Genomic DNA, 16733 nt, shown 5'->3' with positions numbered 1-16733 from the left:
AGGGGCTCCTGCTGCGTCTGGGCTGCCCCCGGAGGGCCACCAGGTCCGGTCAGCTGCGGGCGAGGTCCGCCGCGCCGACGATGCCGGCCTCGTTGCCCAGCGCTGCGAGGTCGATGCGCGCCTCGGGGCGGTGCCCACGGGCCGGGAGCGCCTGGCCGTAGGCCTCGCGCGCCGGCTTGACCAGCAGGTCGCCGGCTGCGCCGACCCCTCCTCCGATGACGATCAGCTCGGGGTCCAGGAGTGCGGCGACCGACGCGGCCCCCTCGCCGATCCAGCGTCCGAGCTCGGCGAGCAGCTCGATCGAGAGCGGGTCGCCTGACTGTGCGGCCATCGTGACGAGCGGGCCGTTGATGTCGTCGGCCTTGCCGTCGACGAGGTCGAGCAGGTGCGCCGCCTCGCGCGGGCGGGCGACGGCCGCAGCACGGGCGTCACGGACGAGGGCGGAACCGGAGGCGTACTGCTCCCAGCAGCCCTCGTGGCCGCAGCCGCAGTAGTGACCGCTCGGCACGACGCGCATGTGGCCGACCTCGGCGGCGACGCCCCAGCGTCCGCGGACGAGCTGGTTGCCGACGATGATCGCGCCGCCGAGCCCTGTGCCCACGGTGAGCATGAGCATGTCGCTCGCGTCGCGGCCGACCCCGAAGCGGAACTCGGCCCAGCCGGCCGCGTTCGCGTCGTTCTCGACGACGATCGGCACGTCGGTGCCGATGAGGTCTCCGACGCGCGCGGCGATCGGGTAGTCGCGCCACGCGATGTTGGGGGCGAAGTTCACCGAGGTCCGGTCCGAGCTGACGAAGCCGGCGGCGGCGAGGCCGACAGCGCCGATCTCGTAGTCCTTGGACAGCTCGCGGTACACCTCGGCGATGGCCCGGTCGATGCTCGACGCGTCGTCAGGCTCTGTGCTCACCCGGGTCTGAGCGAGGATCTGACCCTTCTCGTCCACCACCCCAGCCGCGATCTTCGTCCCGCCGATGTCGACCCCGATGGCGTGCATGAACAATTCCTCACTCACTCGACGTGTGACGCATCCCTGTGCGACCCGCACAGCAGCGTACTCAGGTCTGAGGTGTCGCCGCACACTCGATGACCGGCTAGTCTCGGACCCCCGTCGACCACTGCCACTGGAGTCAGCATGGACGAGTTCCACACCCCCGCCCTCATCACCGTCGATCCGGGCAAGAACCTCAACGATCTGCTGGCCAGCAGGGTCGAGGTGTCGGGTGACGAACCGTTGATGGAACGCAAGGAGGAGAGCGGGTCGTGGACGTCGGTCTCAGCCCGCGAGTTCGACTCGCAGGTCGTCGCTGTCGCGAAGGGCCTCGTGGCCCTAGGGGTCGCCCCTGGCGACCACGTCGGCATCATGTCGCGCACCCGCTACGAGTGGTCGCTGCTCGACTGGGCCATCTGGCGCGCCGGAGCCGTGACCGTGCCGTTGTACGAGACGTCGAGCGCCGACCAGGTCGAGTGGATCTTGTCGGACGCCGACGTCAGGCTGCTCGTCGTCGAGACCTCCGAGCACGCGAGCACCGTCGAGGCCGCGCGGACGGGTGCCCCGGGGCTGCGGTCTGTCCACACCATCGACGACGGTGCGATCGACGAGCTCGTGGCGGCCGGGGCGAGCGTCCCGGACGAGGAGATCCTCCGTCGTCGCAGCCTCGCAGGCCTCGAGGACGTCGCGACGATCATCTACACCTCGGGCACGACGGGCCGCCCCAAGGGCGCCGAGCTCACGCACGGCAACTTCTACGTGCTCACGGTCAACGCCTCAGAGGGCCTGCGCGAGGTCCTGCACCACGGACGCCGCCGCACGCTGCTGTTCATGCCGCTCGCGCACGTCTTCGCACGGTTCATCCACGTGCTCGTCGTCCCGGCAGGATCGGTGCTCGGCCACACCCCCGACACCGCGACGCTGCTCGAGGACCTCGCCGGCTTCCAGCCCTCGTACATCCTCTCGGTCCCGAGGGTCTTCGAGAAGGTCTACAACTCCTCCGAGCAGAAGGCTGCGGCGGGCGGCAAGGTCAAGATCTTCCGGTGGGCGGCCTCGACGGCGATCGCCTACTCCCGCGCGCTCGACGAGGAGGGCGGGCCCGGGCTGGCGCTGCGGGCTCGGCACAGGCTCGCCGACGTGCTCGTCCTCGGCAAGCTGCGCACAGCCCTCGGCGGGCACGTCAAGCACGCTGTCTCGGGCGGCGCCGCGCTCGGGGAGCGCCTCGGGCACTTCTATCGCGGGGTCGGGCTCGTCGTCCTCGAGGGCTACGGGCTCACCGAGACCACCGCCCCCACGAGCGTGAACCTGCCGGGCCTGAGCAAGATCGGGACCGTCGGTCCTCCCCTGCCCGGGCACGGCGTGAGGCTCGAGGCCGACGGCGAGATCTTGCTCAAGGGGCCGCACGTGTTCCGCGGGTACCACGGCAACCCTGAGGCCACGGCCGAGGCCTTCACAGCCGACGGCTGGTTCCGCACGGGGGACATCGGCTCCCTCGACGAGCAGGGCTACCTGCGCATCACCGGCCGCAAGAAGGAGATCATCGTGACCGCGGGCGGCAAGAACGTCGCGCCCGCAGTCCTCGAAGACCGTCTGCGCTCGCACCCGCTGGTCAGCCAGGTCGTCGTGGTGGGTGACGCCAAGCCGTTCATCGCGGCCCTGGTGACCCTCGACGTGGAGAGCCTCCCAGGCTGGCTCAGCTCCCACGGCAAGCCCGCGATGTCCCTCGAGGAGGCTCTCGTCGACACCGACGTGCTCACCTCGATCGACGCCGGCGTGCAGCGCGCCAACCGGGCCGTCTCCCGAGCGGAGTCGATCCGCAAGTTCACGCTGCTCCCCTCGGACTTCACGGTGGCCAACGGATACCTCACCCCCTCGCTCAAGGTGAAGCGCTCCCTGGTCCTCGTCGACTTCGACGACGCCGTCGAGGCGCTCTACGCGGACGGCTCCGAGCAGCACGGCTAGCCCAGTTCGCTGACGCCTCCCGGGCACCTGCCGGCAGCTCTGTCGGTGGGTGCCCGTAGTCTCGCCGGCATGCACGCGCAGCGCTCGAACGACCTCCGCCCAGCCCCTGGCCCCCGGGACGCCGGGAAGCGGCTGCCGGGTTCCCTGCGGACCGTCAGCGGGACGCTGCGCTCCCCGGGACCCGTCGACATGTCCGGCACCCCCGTGCAGCTCGGGCTCGACGAGCTCGGCACACCTCTGAGCGACGTGACCTTCGTCGTCGTCGACCTCGAGACCACCGGCGGTTCGTCGAAGGACTCGGGGATCACCGAGATCGGTGCGGTCAAGGTCCGGGGCGGCGAGGTGATCGGCGAGTTCCAGTCTCTGGTCAACCCAGGTGTGCCCGTGCCGGCCTTCATCGCCCGGCTGACAGGCATCACGACCCTCATGGTCGCGAGCGCACCCGGCATCGAGCTGGTGCTGCCGTCCTTCCTCGAGTTCGCCCGCGGGGCCGTGCTGGTCGCCCACAACGCCCCCTTCGACATCTCCTTCCTCAAGGCGGCCGCACGTCGCATGGACCTCGCATGGCCCGGCAACCAGGTGCTCGACACCGTGCCGCTCGCCCGACGGGTAGTGACCCGCGACGAGGCCCCGAACCACAAGCTCGGCACGCTCGCGGCCCTCTTCCGGGCGACAGTCACCCCGGACCACCGGGCGCTCTCGGACGCCCGGGCGACGGTCGACGTGATGCACGCGCTCTTCGACCGGATGGCGCCCCTGGGCATCACGCACCTCGAAGACCTCGCCACGGCCACAGACCCCGTCCCGGACGACATCCGCAAGCGCCGGCACCTCGCCGACGACATGCCGAGCGGTCCGGGGGTCTACATGTTCGTCGGGCCGGCCGACGAGGTGCTCTACGTCGGGACGTCGAAGAACGTGCGCACCCGGGTGCGCAGCTATTTCACGGCCGCCGAGAAGCGCAGCCGCATGACCGAGATGATCCGGCTGGCCGTGAGCGTGCGCGCCGTGCCGTGCGCGACAGACCTCGAAGCCCGGGTGCGCGAGCTCAGGCTCATCACCGAGCACGCGCCGCGGTACAACCGGCGGTCCAAGCACCCGGAGCGCATGCACTGGGTGCGGTTGTCCGCGGAGGCGTACCCGCGGCTCACCGTCGTGCGCGACGGCGCCGCCGGCCCCGGGGAGGCTGTCGTCGGGCCCTTCGTCTCGAGGTCCAGGGCGACCGAGGCAGTCGAGGCCCTCCAGTCGGCGCACCAGGTGCGCCAGTGCACCAAGAAGCTCCCCGCTGTGCCCTCCGCCTCAGCCTCAGCCTGCGTCCTCGCCGAGATGGGCCGCTGCTCGGCCCCGTGCGTCCGCCCCGAGGCCCGTCCCGCGACGGCTCCGGCCGACGACTACGCCGACGTCGTGGCCGGGCTGGCCCGGTCGATGGCGCACGACCCGAGCCCCGTCGTGACAGCGCTCGCCCGGCGCATCGCCGAGCACGTCGAGCAGCAGCGCTTCGAGGACGCCGGGACCGACCGCGACAGGCTCGAGGCCTTCCTCGCCGGCGCCTCGCGCGCCCAGCGGCTCGCTCCCGTCGTGGCCAGCCCGCAGATCGTCGCCGCCCGACCGACCGAGTCCGCCGGCTGGGAGATCGTCGTCGTGCGGTACGGGCGGCTCGCGACGACGGCGGTCTGCACGCACGGCCACGACCCGCTCGCGGCCGTCGCGGCCGCCGTCGCCGTCGCCGAGCACGTCGTCCCCCCGACCTCGGCAGGTCCTGCGTGCCACCCCGAGGAGACCGACCTCGTCGTCGCCTGGTTGCGGTCCCCCGGCGTGCGGCTCGTCGAGACCGACCTGCCACTCACCTGCCCTGTCTCGGGAGCCGAGAAGTACGTCGTCGGCAGGTCGACGGCCGAGGTCGTCTCGGCCGCGGGCTGAGCGCGGCATACTGAGACGAGCACAGCCCGACCCGCCGGCTCCGAGGAGACAGATCGTGCCCACAGCCATCGTCATGATCGACACCGACCAGGCCCTCATCCCCGAGGCCGCGACGAAGATCGCCGAGGTCGAGGGCGTCTCGGCCGTCTACTCGGTCACCGGCGAGGTCGACCTCATCGCGATGGTCCACGTGCAGGACCACAACCAGTTCGCCGACGTCATCGCCGACAGGATCAGCAAGGTCCCTGGCGTGCGGCGCACGCGGACCTATCTCGCCTTCCGCGAGTTCTCGAGCAGCGACCTCGACGCGGCCTTCGCCCTGGGTCTCGAAGACTGACTCCTCGCCGCACCCGGCTCAGGCCGCGGCGGCAGCCCAGCGGTCGAGGACTCCGCGGGCGCTGCCCGAGTCGATCGACTCGGCCGCGTGCCGCATCCCGGCGGTGAGCCGCTCGACGAGCGTGCCCTCCGAGGTCCCCTCGAGGCTGCCGTCCGCGACGAGCGCCGCTGCGGCGTTGAGCAGGACGGTCTCGCGCACGGGGCCCGTCGAGCCGTCGAGCAGCGCCTGGGCGACACCGGCGTTGTAGGCGGCGTCGGCCCCCCGGAGGTCCTCGACCGAGATCGGGGTGAGCCCGAGGTCTCCGACAGCGTCGAGCGTCGAGGTGGTCACGACCCCGTCGCGCACCTCCCACACGTCCGCGAGCGAGGTCGCGGCGAGCTCGTCGAGGCCGTCCTGGCCGCGGAAGACGAGAGCCTGCGTCCCCCGGCTGCCGAAGACGCCGGCGACGATGGGCGCCATCCGCGCGTCGGCGACCCCGACGGCCGTGGCACGCGGCTGCGACGGGTTGGTCAACGGACCGAGGAAGTTGAACGCCGTCGGGATCCCGAGGTCACGGCGGGCTGCGGCAGCGTGCTTCATCGACGGGTGGAACACCTGGGCGAAGCAGAACGTGATGCCGACCTCGGAGGCGATCTCCGCGACGCGCCGTGCGGGCTGGTCGAGCCGGATGCCGAGGGCCTCGAGGACATCGGCCGACCCTGAGGACGACGACGACGCGCGGTTGCCGTGCTTGACCACGGTGATCCCGGTCCCGGCCAGGACGATCGCCGACATGGTCGAGATGTTCACGGTGTGGGCGCGGTCGCCGCCGGTCCCGACGATGTCGAGGGTGGGGCCGTCGACACGGCACGGCACCGAGTGGTCGAGCATGGCGTCCGCGAGCCCCGTGAGCTCCGCGACGGTCTCACCCTTGGAGCGGAGCGCGACGAGGAAGCCAGCCAGCTGGACCGGGGTCGCAGCGCCAGACATCACCGAGTCCATGGCCCACGCGGTCTGGCGCGCGGAGAGGTCCTGGCCCGCGACGAGCACCGAGGTGAGGTCGGGCCACGACGACGGGACGTCGGACGACGCCAGCGTGCGGGGAGCGGAGGTCGGGCGCGACGCGGGTGCCGCGGTCACAGGGCCGCACCGGCGACGACCTCGCCGGCCAGCACGCGACGGACCGCACGCTGGAGCTCGATCGGGTCGATGGGCCTGGGCACAGCGACGTCGGCGAGCGACCAGGACGCGAGCCAGGCATCCTGGGGGCGGCCTGTGAGCAGCAGGACCGGCGGGCACTCGAAGATCTCGTTCTTGAGCTGACGGCACACACCCATGCCACCGGCCTTGTCGGCCTCCCCGTCGAGGATCATCAGGTCGATCCCCCCGAGGTCTGCGCGTCGGACGACCTCGGCGTGCGTGGCGACGTCGAGCCACTCGATCACGGTGCCGGCTGAGTCGGCGACCGACCCGACGGCGCCGCGGACGGTCTCACGCACCGAGGAGTCGTCCGAGTAGAGCAGGATCGTGCGTACGGGAGCTACGGTCGCCATGAGTCCTAGGTCCTCGCTGTCGCTGGTCGGCACCCCTGCCGACGAGCTGTCGCGCGGCCAGGATGTGGGTCTCCTGAGCATCTTGGCACGGATCCGACCCGCCGTGCGGCCCCGTTTTGGTGACAGTTGTGAACGCTCCGTCACGAGATGGCCACAGAACCGCCCGCCGTTGCAGCATTGTGAGATTCAGCGGCCTGAATCGGTGGGTCCTAGGGCCCACCATCCCCCGTTCGTCAGCCATAATGATGGGGTGTCGACTGCAACGGCTGCCCCCAGCACCCACACCCACGTCAGCGTGAACCGTCCGAACCCCGTGTCGGTCGGAACCATCGTCTGGCTCGCGAGCGAACTCATGTTCTTCGCGGGCCTCTTCGCGATGTACTTCACCATCCGGGCGACGATCTCTCCTGAGGAGTGGGCGGAGGGTACCTCCCACCTCAACCTCACCTTCGCCGCGATCAACACCTCCGTCCTGGTCCTGTCATCGGTGACCTGCCAGATGGGCGTGTGGGCCGCAGAGCGGATGCAGCCGCGCCGCTCCGGCTCGATCTTCGCCGTGAACCGGTGGGGCATGAACGAGTGGATGACGCTCACCTACCTCATGGGCTCGTTCTTCGTGGCCGGTCAGATCTTCGAGTACTCGGAGCTTGTCGAGGCGGGTCTGACGATCTCGTCGAGCCCGTACGGCTCGGTCTTCTACCTCGCGACGGGCTTCCACGGCCTCCACGTGGTCGGTGGGCTCATCGCCTTCCTGTTCCTGCTCGGTCGGTCCTTCACCGCCAAGAACTTCGGTCACCACGAGGCCACCACGGCGATCGTCGTGTCGTACTACTGGCACTTCGTCGACGTCGTGTGGATCGCGCTCTTCGGCGTCATCTACTTCCTCCGGTGACGACACCCTCCCCGCACCACCTGCTCCACCCCGAGAACCCCAGTCCGGCTCCCCAGCCGGCCACAGCCCCCGAACACCCATCTTGTGAGACGAGGATCCATCCGTGAAGGCACTCGCCGCCCGCCGACACCACCGGCTCACGCCGGTCGTGCTGATGCTGCTGGCGCTGCTGGTGACCGGCGGCCTGTACGCCGTCCTGTCGCCCACGTCGGCCAGCGCCGACACTGCTGCGACCACTGACATCGAAGCCGGTGAAAAACTCTTCCAGGCGAACTGCGCCACGTGCCACGGCATCAACGCCGAAGGCCGTGACGAGGTCCCCTCGCTCATCGGTGTGGGTGCAGCCTCGGTGAACTTCCAGGTGGGCACCGGCCGTATGCCGATGCAGATGAACAGCCCGCAGGCTCCGGCCAAGCCGGCCCAGTTCGACGCCGAGCAGACCAACCAGCTCGCCGCCTACGTCGCCTCGCTGGGCCCCGGCCCCGCCACGCCGACCGAGGAGCAGGTCAACCCTGAGCTCGGCGACGCGTCGAACGGCTCGGCGATCTTCCGCACCAACTGCGCCATGTGCCACAACGCCGTCGGCGCCGGTGGAGCACTCTCCGAGGGCAAGTACGCACCCGCCCTCACGGGGACCACCCCGACGCACATCTACGAGGCCATGCTCACCGGCCCGCAGTCGATGCCCGTCTTCAACGACGCGACCATCACCCCCGAGGAGAAGCGCGACGTCATCGCGTACCTCGTCGAGCAGCGCGAGGGATCCGCCGGCGGCGCAGACCTCGGCAACCTCGGGCCTGTCAGCGAGGGCCTGTGGGTGTGGATCGTCGGCATCGGAGCCCTCATCGGGTGCGCAGTGTGGATCGGAGCGAAGTCCTCATGACCGAGCACAACTCGTCGGAGCTCACCACCTCGACCGGTGGGCAGCAGCTCGAGACCTTCCCGGACCCGGGCGTCCCGGAGCACAAGCTCCGCATGGCCGACAAGGACCCGAAGGCCGCCAAGCGCGCCGAGCGCCAGACAGTGGTGCTGTTCGCGATCTCGATCCTGGGCACCATCGGCATGATCGTCGCCTTCTTCGTGTTCCGCCTCGAGGGCACGACCGAGAGCACCCGCAACGCGAACCTCGCCGTGGGTCTCGGGCTCTTCTTCGCGCTCATGGGCATCGGCCTCGCCGCCGTGCACTGGGCCAAGACCCTCATGTCCGACCACGAGCACGTCGACGAGCGCCACCCGCAGCGTGGCTCTGACGACGTCCGCGAGGCCGCGATCGCCGAGCTCAAGGCTGGCGCCGAAGACTCCGGCATCGCCCGCCGCCCGGTGCTCAAGGGCGCAGTGGTCACCGCGCTCGCACTCTTCCCGCTCACCATCGCCGTGCCGCTCGTCAGCTCGGTCGGCGGGGACTGGGACATCAGCAAGTTCAAGCACACCATCTGGAAGCGCGGCACCCGCCTCGCCATCGACCCCAACGGCCGTCTCATCAAGGCCGCTGACGTCACCATCGGCTCTGTCGTCCACGTCATCCCTGACGTGCCCGAGGAAGAGCGTCGATCGCACGAGTGGATCACGGAGAAGGCCAAAGCGGTCGTGCTCCTGGTCCGTCTCGACCCTGCAGACCTGAAAGAGTCCGAAGAGCGCAAGACGTGGTCCCACGAGGGCATCGTCGCGTACTCGAAGATCTGCACCCACGTCGGCTGCCCCGTCGCGCTCTACGAGCAGCAGACACACCACCTCCTGTGCCCGTGCCACCAGTCGACCTTCGATGTCGCCGACGGTGCAAAGGTTGTCTTCGGTCCTGCGAAGCGCCCGCTGCCCCAGCTGCCCATCGCCGTCGACGACGAGGGCTACCTCATCGCACAGGACGACTTCGACGAGCCTGTGGGCCCGAGCTACTGGGGACGCCTGAAATGACAACAACCCAAGCACCGAAGCCGGTGGCTGCGACCGCCGACTACCTCGACCAGCGCACGGGCATCTCGCACGCGGTCAAGGGGTTCGCCCGCAAGGTGTTCCCCGACCACTGGTCCTTCCTCCTGGGCGAGGTCGCCCTCTACTCCTTCGTGGTGCTGCTCATCTCGGGTGTCTTCCTGACGATGTTCTTCGTGCCCTCGATGGGCCTCGTCGAGTACCACGGTCCGTTGTCCTCGATGAGCGGCCAGCTGATGTCCGAGGCCTTCGCCTCGACGCTCAAGCTGTCCTTCGAGGTCCGCGGCGGTCTGCTGATGCGCCAGATCCACCACTGGGCTGCGCTGCTCTTCATGGCGTCGATCGTCACGCACATGATGCGCGTGTTCTTCACGGGCGCCTTCCGCAAGCCGCGTGAGCTCAACTGGATGGTCGGCTTCGTGCTGATGATCCTCGGTCTGCTCGCCGGCTTCACCGGCTACTCGCTCCCCGACGACGTGCTCTCCGGCAACGGTCTGCGCATCACCGACGGTGTCGTCAAGTCGATCCCGGTCATCGGGTCCTACCTGTCGTACTTCATCTTCGGCGGCGAGTTCCCTGGCGAGGACATCATCCCGAGGCTCTTCACGCTGCACATCCTCGTGGTGCCGGCGCTGATCCTCGCGCTGATCGGTCTCCACCTGCTGTTCGTCGTGCTGCACAAGCACACGCAGTACCCCGGTGGCGGCCGCACGAACAACAACGTGGTCGGCTTCCCGCTGTTCCCCGTCTACGTGGCCAAGGCCGGTGGCTTCTTCTTCATCGTCTTCGGCGTCATCGCCCTCATGGGTGCCACCATGGCGATCAACAACGTCTGGAACTACGGACCGTACGACCCCTCCCCCGTCGGCGCCGGTGCTCAGCCCGACTGGTACATGCTCTTCCTCGAGGGTTCGCTGCGACTCATGCCGGGCCAGCCCGAGTTCGTCATCGCCGGCTGGACGCTGTCGCTCAACGTCCTCATCCCCGCGGTGGTCATCCCCGGTCTGCTGTTCACCTTCCTCGCGGTGTACCCCTTCGTCGAGGCGGCCGTCACCAAGGACAAGCGCGAGCACCACGTGCTCGACCGCCCGCGCAACGTCCCGGTCCGCACCGGTCTGGGCGTCGCCTTCCTCACGGCGTTCATCATCCTGGCGCTCGCCGGGTCGAACGACCTCATCGCGACGCACTTCCACCTGTCGATCAACTCGATCACCTGGGTGTTCCGCTTCGCGTTCTTCCTCGCACCTGTCGCGGCGTTCTGGATCACGAAGCGCATCTGCCTCGGTCTCCAGCGCAAGGACCGTGAGCTCGTGCTCCACGGTCACGAGACCGGACGCATCGTCCGCTTCGCGAACGGTGAGTACATCGAGGTGCACAAGCCCCTCGACGAGCAGGAGCGGTGGCTGCGCGTCGGCTACGAGGCCAACCGCCCCCTCGAGATCGCTCCCCGTGAGGACGCTCGTGGTGTGCGTCGCAAGGGCTACGCCTTCGACCGTCAGCTGCAGAAGCTCTCTGGCTTCTTCTTCGAGGACCGGGTCGAGCCCGTCACCCCGGCCGAGCTGGCCGCGGCGCACTCGCACGGTGAGCACGACCAGCTCGACTCGAGCGACTCGGCTGCCCAGCTGGACCCCGTGAGGGACGCCACTGGTCACGGAGTGGTCACGGACGAGCACAAGCACTGAAGGTACGGCACAGTAGGTGGATGGCCCGCGAACTGAAATCCCTGGTGGGAACATGTTCGCGGGCCTTCCGCGTTATGCAGTGAGTCGCGGCCCCTCGGCTGCGAACGACGTCTAGGAGGACATCGGAATGGCTGTCTACACCCTTCCTGAGCTCGGCTACGACTACGGTGCGCTCGAGCCGCACATCTCTGGTCGCATTATGGAGCTCCACCACTCCAAGCACCACCAGGCCTACGTGACCGGCGCCAACACCGCGCTCGAGAAGCTCGCGGACGCCCGCGAGAGCGGCGACCTGGCCGCGGTCAACCTCCACGAGAAGAACCTCGCGTTCAACCTCGGTGGGCACATCAACCACTCCGCCTTCTGGACGAACCTCTCCCCCGAGGGCGGCGGCGAGCCCACGGGTGACCTCGCCGAGACCATCGGCAACGACTTCGGCTCCTTCGAGGCCTTCAAGAAGCACTTCGCGGCCGTCGCCGCCGGTGTGCAGGGCTCCGGCTGGGCGATCCTCGCCTGGGACTCGATCGGCCAGAAGCTCATCATCGTCCAGCTGTACGACCAGCAGGGCAACATCCCGATGGGCCTGACCCCGATCGTCCTCCTGGACGTCTGGGAGCACGCGTACTACCTCGACTACCAGAACGTCCGTGCCGACTACGTCACGGCCTGGTGGAACCTGGTCAGCTGGGACGACGCAGCAGCACGCCTCGCGCGCGCCAAGACCCAGACCTCGGGTCTCATCGTCCCCTGAGCACGACCTGAGGCGCCTCCGAGGCGCTGAAGACCACGAGAAGGCCCCGTCCGCCCCCTTCCCGCTCCTCGTCCACGAGGTGGCGGCAGAGAGCCGGCGGGGCCTTCTCACGTCGTGGGTGCACGGCGAGGCGGCCGTCACGGGTGCACGGTGAGGCGGCAGTCACGGGTTCACGGCGAAGCGGCGCCCGATCAGTCGTGCGCGACTGGCGGGCCGTCCTGCGACGCAGCAGGACCAGGCTTCAGCGCTGCTCCACCGGTGAGGAGAGCGCCACCTCCCGCCGTCGTGGCCCGATCTGCGGAAGCCTCGGTCACCTCCCCCGCAGGACGAGCCGTCCGGGCCTGACCCACGGCGTCTCCGCGTCCGGTCGGGCGTCGTCGACGGCGGAGGATCCACAGCGCGACCGCACCGACCAGCGCCACGAGGACGAGCCAGGGCAGCAGCACCCCCAGGACTGTGACTGCGACCCCCAGAGCGGTCACCAGGGCGTCCCAGCCCGTCGAGAGCCCGCCCAGGAACCCGGAGACCTCGTCCTCGTCGGGCGCCGGCTCCTGGTCGGTCGCGTAGACAGAGATCTCGAGCGTCGCCATGGACGTGAGGTCGTCGATGCCCGCCTGCTCGGTGAGCAGCTGCTCCAGCTCCGACTGGCGGGTGGTGAGCTCGCCCTCGACAGCCAGCAGGTCCGCCATGGACCCCGCGCCGGAGAGCAGCTCTTCGAGACGGGTGATGGCGACCTTCTTCGCGGAGATCCGCGTCTCGAGGTCAGCCACCTGCTTCGTCACGTCGGACGAGGACAGGTCGACCTCGGTGACCTTCCCGATGCCCCGCAACGAGTCGATCATCGGCTGCACCTCACCCGGGGGCACCCGGACGGTCAGACGCGCCTGCGCGGGCCGCGAGCCCTCTCCCTGGGACTCCGAGCGGCCGTCGAGGTAGCCACCGGCCCCCTCGACAGCTCCGGCGACGAGGTCCGCCACAGCGATCGGGTCGTCGGCTGTCAGCACGACGGTCCCGCTGACGATGACGGAGCGGTCAGCCTCGGCCCCGCCGACTATCGCGGCGAGTGCTTCTGAGGCCGCCGCGGCAGGTTCTGCCCCGCCTGCGCTGTCAGCACCGTCGACGCTGCCCGAGCGGTCTGAGACTGCCTGGTCGGCGCTCCCCACAGTGCTCTCTGCTCCTGACGAGCAGCCCGCGAGCACCGCAGCTACAGCGAGGACTGCCACGGTCCCCCACCTGCGTCGAGGTCCGCCCTGTGCACAGCGTCGTGTCGTCATGGCGACCACACTAGAGACCCCTGGGCGCTGCGTGACCGCACTCGTCCAGAACGTTGCCCAACCGAGTCGAGACCGAGATCGGACCGGTACGTCCCGACCTGCAAGCAACGCCGCCTGCCCGACAGCACGGCCTGTCGCAGGCCCCCAGGACACGAGGAAGGCCCCGGACCGTGTGGTCCGGGGCCTTGCCTGTGGTGAAGATCTGAGGTCGGCGTGAGCCGGCCAGAGAGGTGTGGATCAGTGGGCGTGCTGTCCGCGAGAGAACTCGAAGACCCAACCCACGAGCGCGAGCATCGAGAAGACGACGCCGATCCCGAAGACCCACCAGCCGACGGCGAGCCCGAGGAAGCAGACACCGGCTCCAGCGGCGATCGCGAGCGGCCACCAGCTCCAGGGTGAGTACACACCCTGCTCGCCGGCGCCCTGCTCGATCTCACCGAAGGCGTCGTCCTCGGGGCGAGGGTCCATGCGCTTGGCGGTCGAACCGAGGTAGAACCCGATCATGCCGACGAGGCCGATCGACAGGAACAGCCCGGTGGTGCCTACGGGCTCCCAGTCGCTCCAGAAGCCGTAGACCACGGCTACCAGGAGGAAGAAGGGGGCGAGGTAGGTGAACAGCTTGCTCTCGATCTTCATCGGGGCTCTCCTGCGTTCTCGTCTCCGGGACCGTTGATGACACGGTCCTTCGCCAGGGACTGCTGACCACGGCGGTCACCCTCGCCGTAGATCTGGTCGAGGGGACCAGGGTCGACGGCGTGGTGGTCCATCGCCGCGACCTCAGGGTGGTGCAGGTCGAAGGCGGGACGCTCGGACCGGATGCGCGGCAGCGACGTGAAGTTGTGCCGCGGCGGCGGGCAGGACGTCGCCCACTCGAGCGAGGAGCCGAAGCCCCACGGGTCGTCGACCGTGACCAGCGGCGCGTTGCGCCAGGTGACGTAGACGTTCCAAAGGAACGGCAGCGTCGAGGCCGCGAGGATGAACGAGCCGACCGTCGAGATCTGGTTCATCCAGGTGAAGCCCTCTTCAGGCATGTAGTCGGCGTAACGACGCGGCATACCGGCGACGCCCAGCCAGTGCTGGACGAGGAAGGTCGCGTGGAACCCGACGAACAGCAGCCAGAAGTGGATCTTGCCGAGGCGCTCGTTGAGCATGCGCCCGGTGAACTTCGGCCACCAGAAGTAGAAGCCTGCGAACATCGCGAAGACGACGGTGCCGAAGACGACGTAGTGGAAGTGCGCGACAACGAAGTACGTGTCAGACACGTGGAAGTCGAGGACCGGGCTCGAGAGGATGACTCCCGTGAGACCACCGAAGAGGAAGGTCACGAGGAACCCGATCGACCACAGCATCGGCGTCTCGAAGGTGAGCTTGCCGCGCCACATCGTGCCGATCCAGTTGAAGAACTTCACACCTGTCGGGACGGCGATCAGCATCGTCATGAAGGAGAAGAACGGCAGCAGGACGGCGCCGGTGACGTACATGTGGTGAGCCCACACCGTCACGGAGAGCGCAGCGATCGCGATCGTCGCGTAGACCAGACCCTTGTAGCCGAAGATCGGCTTGCGGCTGAAGACCGGGAAGATCTCGCTGACGATGCCGAAGAACGGCAGCGCGATGATGTACACCTCGGGGTGCCCGAAGAACCAGAAGAGGTGCTGCCAGAGGATGGCGCCACCGTTCTCCGGGTTGAAGATCTGCGCTCCGAGCCTGCGGTCCGCGCCGAGGGCGAAGAGCGCGGCGGCCAGGGGCGGGAAGGCCATGAGCACGAGGATGCTCGTCACCAGGGTGTTCCAGGTGAAGATCGGCATGCGGAACATCGTCATGCCGGGGGCACGCATCGTGATGATCGTGGTGATGAAGTTGACGCCACCGAGGATGGTGCCGAACCCGGTCATCGCCAGGCCGAAGACCCAGAGGTCACCGCCGAGGCCCGGGCTGAACGTCGTGTTCGACAGCGGTGCATAGGCGAACCACCCGAAGGAGGCTGCTCCCTGCGGCGTGAAGAAGCCCGCGGAGGCGATGAGCCCACCGAAGAGGTAGAGCCAGTACGCGAACATGTTCAGTCGCGGGAAGGCGACGTCAGGTGCACCGATCTGCAGCGGCATGATGATGTTCGCAAAACCAGCGAACAGCGGCGTCGCGAAGAGCAGCAGCATGATCGTGCCGTGCATGGTGAAGAGCTGGTTGTACTGCTCGTTGCTCTGCACGATCTGGATGCCGGGCTCGAAGAGCTCCGCACGGATCACCAGGGCCATGAGGCCACCGATGCAGAAGAAGATGAACGAGGTGATCAGGTACATGTACCCGATCGTCTTGTGGTCGGTCGAGGTGATCCACTTGATCACCGTACGGCCGAGGGTCTGGCGCCCCGGCGCGAGGCCGGGGATCTTCTCGACGTGAGTGTCGGTGTCGACAGCCATCAGTTCTCACCCTCCGCGGCGGCGTTGCCAGCCTCGCTCTGCTGACGGTTCAGGTCGAGCCCCAGCTGTCCGGTCTGGCCGGCCTGCTCGAGCTCTGCCATGTGGGCGTCGTACTCCTCACGGGAGACTACGGCGACGTTGAAGAGCATCCCGGAGTGGAACTCTCCGCAGAGCTCGGCGCACTTGCCGGCGTACACACCCTCGCGGGTCGGTGTCACCTGCCAGACGTTGGTGCGGAACGGGATCATGTCCATCTTGTCGAGGAAGGCCGGGATCCAGAAGGAGTGGATGACGTCACGGGACTCGAGCTGGAACTCGACGACCTCGTTGACGGGCAGGTAGAGCGTCGGGAACTGCGAGTTGGTCCCGACACCTCCGAGCTCGTTCTCGAGGGAGCCGACGTCCTCGGCGTGCTGGCCGGTCTCGTAGACGTCGTCGTCCAGGTAGTTGAAGTCCCAGCTCCACTGCTTGCCGATCACCTGGATCGTCACGTCGGGCTCGGCGTCGGTCGCGCGGACCTCGGTCATGTCGCGCTGCGTGAAGAAGAACAGCACGCCGACCATGACGATCGGGACGAGCGTGTACATGATCTCGAGCGGCAGGTGGTACCTGGTCTGGATCGGGAGCGTGTGGTCGTCCTTGCGCTTCCGGTAGGCGACGACGCACCAGAGCATGAGAGCCCAGGTGATGATCCCGACGATCAGCGCAGCGACCCAGGAGCCCACCCACATGTCGGTGATCCGGTCGGTCTGGTTGGTCGTGGGGCCGTCGGAGTAACCCGGCAGGAAGCCACGCTGGGCTTCGGCCGAGCATCCGGACACGGCGACGGAGACGATCGCGGCAGCTATGACCAGCTTGCCGACCGTCTTTCGACTGCGGTTGGGGCGTTCCGAGCGCAAAGGGGGGCCTTTCACTTCACGTCCTGCACACCAACCGTGTTCGGGCAGCACACAGGACCTTCGTCCTCGATGACATGAAGCCTAGCCTGGACAGGGGCCTGGCAAGTCCCCGACATCGCCGTGATGACGTGTGAGACGTGGCACGAGGAC

The 16733-nt window shown here is 68.5% G+C and carries 15 protein-coding genes; 8 read left to right on the top strand and 7 right to left on the bottom strand.

Translation table 11 applies throughout. The features are described 5' to 3' along the window. Nucleotides 1-49 precede the first annotated feature (49 nt). Entirely contained in the window at nucleotides 50-994 is a 945-nt protein-coding gene (locus ASG53_RS09750) for an ROK family glucokinase (RefSeq protein WP_056132133.1), read from the bottom strand. Between the two features lie 138 nt (nucleotides 995-1132). Here ASG53_RS09750 and ASG53_RS09745 point away from each other — a divergent pair, with 138 nt between their 5' ends. From ASG53_RS09745 to ASG53_RS09735, 3 genes are all read left to right on the top strand, one after another. Further along, a complete protein-coding gene (locus ASG53_RS09745; RefSeq protein ID WP_056132130.1) occupies nucleotides 1133-2950 on the top strand; it encodes an AMP-dependent synthetase/ligase in 1818 nt (605 codons plus the stop codon). Nucleotides 2951-3019: 69 nt separating this feature from the next. Next, a complete protein-coding gene (locus tag ASG53_RS09740; RefSeq protein WP_056132126.1) occupies nucleotides 3020-4870 on the top strand; it encodes a DEDD exonuclease domain-containing protein in 1851 nt (616 codons plus the stop codon). Between the two features lie 55 nt (nucleotides 4871-4925). Further along, nucleotides 4926-5207, top strand: a complete 282-nt coding sequence (locus ASG53_RS09735; protein WP_012866578.1) for an Lrp/AsnC family transcriptional regulator — start codon at nucleotides 4926-4928, stop codon at nucleotides 5205-5207. An 18-nt stretch (nucleotides 5208-5225) separates the two neighbouring features. Here the strand turns inward: ASG53_RS09735 and trpD are convergent, their stop codons facing one another. Together trpD and ASG53_RS09725 are read right to left on the bottom strand one after the other, a co-directional pair. Next, on the bottom strand, nucleotides 5226-6281 hold the full coding sequence (trpD, locus tag ASG53_RS09730; RefSeq protein ID WP_056134020.1) for an anthranilate phosphoribosyltransferase: 1056 nt from the start codon (nucleotides 6279-6281) through the stop codon (nucleotides 5226-5228). Nucleotides 6282-6322: 41 nt separating this feature from the next. Beyond that, nucleotides 6323-6739 (bottom strand): response regulator transcription factor, encoded by a 417-nt coding sequence (locus ASG53_RS09725; protein ID WP_056132122.1) that lies wholly within the window; start codon nucleotides 6737-6739, stop codon nucleotides 6323-6325. Nucleotides 6740-6989: 250 nt separating this feature from the next. Here ASG53_RS09725 and ctaE point away from each other — a divergent pair, with 250 nt between their 5' ends. The 5 genes from ctaE to ASG53_RS09700 all read left to right on the top strand — a co-directional run bounded on the left by ctaE (nucleotide 6990) and on the right by ASG53_RS09700 (nucleotide 11990). After that, nucleotides 6990-7631, top strand: a complete 642-nt coding sequence (gene ctaE / locus ASG53_RS09720) for an aa3-type cytochrome oxidase subunit III (protein ID WP_056132113.1) — start codon at nucleotides 6990-6992, stop codon at nucleotides 7629-7631. 103 nt (nucleotides 7632-7734) lie between these two features. Beyond that, nucleotides 7735-8514: a cytochrome bc1 complex diheme cytochrome c subunit gene (gene qcrC, locus ASG53_RS09715; RefSeq protein ID WP_056132109.1), complete on the top strand. Its 780-nt coding sequence runs from the start codon at nucleotides 7735-7737 to the stop codon at nucleotides 8512-8514. Then, nucleotides 8511-9542 carry a cytochrome bc1 complex Rieske iron-sulfur subunit gene (qcrA, locus tag ASG53_RS09710; RefSeq protein ID WP_056132106.1) on the top strand — a complete coding sequence of 344 codons (1032 nt, stop codon included), beginning with the start codon at nucleotides 8511-8513 and terminating at the stop codon, nucleotides 9540-9542. Before qcrC ends, qcrA begins: the two co-directional genes overlap by 4 nt. Further along, the gene (qcrB, locus tag ASG53_RS09705) at nucleotides 9539-11239 is read left to right on the top strand and encodes a cytochrome bc1 complex cytochrome b subunit (protein ID WP_056132103.1); all 1701 of its coding nucleotides are present in this window, start codon (nucleotides 9539-9541) and stop codon (nucleotides 11237-11239) included. The genes qcrA and qcrB overlap by 4 nt, the downstream gene beginning before the upstream one ends. Before the next feature lie 127 nt (nucleotides 11240-11366). Then, nucleotides 11367-11990, top strand: a complete 624-nt coding sequence (locus ASG53_RS09700) for a superoxide dismutase (RefSeq protein ID WP_056132101.1) — start codon at nucleotides 11367-11369, stop codon at nucleotides 11988-11990. 191 nt (nucleotides 11991-12181) lie between these two features. Here ASG53_RS09700 and ASG53_RS09695 read toward each other — a convergent pair whose 3' ends face one another. The 4 genes from ASG53_RS09695 to ctaC all read right to left on the bottom strand — a co-directional run bounded on the left by ASG53_RS09695 (nucleotide 12182) and on the right by ctaC (nucleotide 16583). Beyond that, entirely contained in the window at nucleotides 12182-13213 is a 1032-nt protein-coding gene (locus tag ASG53_RS09695; RefSeq protein WP_235533895.1) for a DUF4349 domain-containing protein, read from the bottom strand. A gap of 288 nt (nucleotides 13214-13501) precedes the next feature. Continuing rightward, nucleotides 13502-13900 (bottom strand): cytochrome c oxidase subunit 4, encoded by a 399-nt coding sequence (locus ASG53_RS09690; RefSeq protein ID WP_056132096.1) that lies wholly within the window; start codon nucleotides 13898-13900, stop codon nucleotides 13502-13504. Then, nucleotides 13897-15684 (bottom strand): aa3-type cytochrome oxidase subunit I, encoded by a 1788-nt coding sequence (ctaD, locus tag ASG53_RS09685; RefSeq protein WP_056132093.1) that lies wholly within the window; start codon nucleotides 15682-15684, stop codon nucleotides 13897-13899. The genes ASG53_RS09690 and ctaD overlap by 4 nt, the downstream gene beginning before the upstream one ends. Next, entirely contained in the window at nucleotides 15684-16583 is a 900-nt protein-coding gene (gene ctaC / locus ASG53_RS09680; RefSeq protein ID WP_056132090.1) for an aa3-type cytochrome oxidase subunit II, read from the bottom strand. The genes ctaD and ctaC overlap by 1 nt, the downstream gene beginning before the upstream one ends. Nucleotides 16584-16733 lie beyond the last annotated feature (150 nt).

The organism is Sanguibacter sp. Leaf3 (assembly GCF_001425965.1).
Lineage (GTDB): Bacteria > Actinomycetota > Actinomycetes > Actinomycetales > Cellulomonadaceae > Sanguibacter > Sanguibacter inulinus.
Note: the sequence above shows the minus strand (reverse complement) of the source record. Positions and strands in the feature narration are given on the sequence as shown.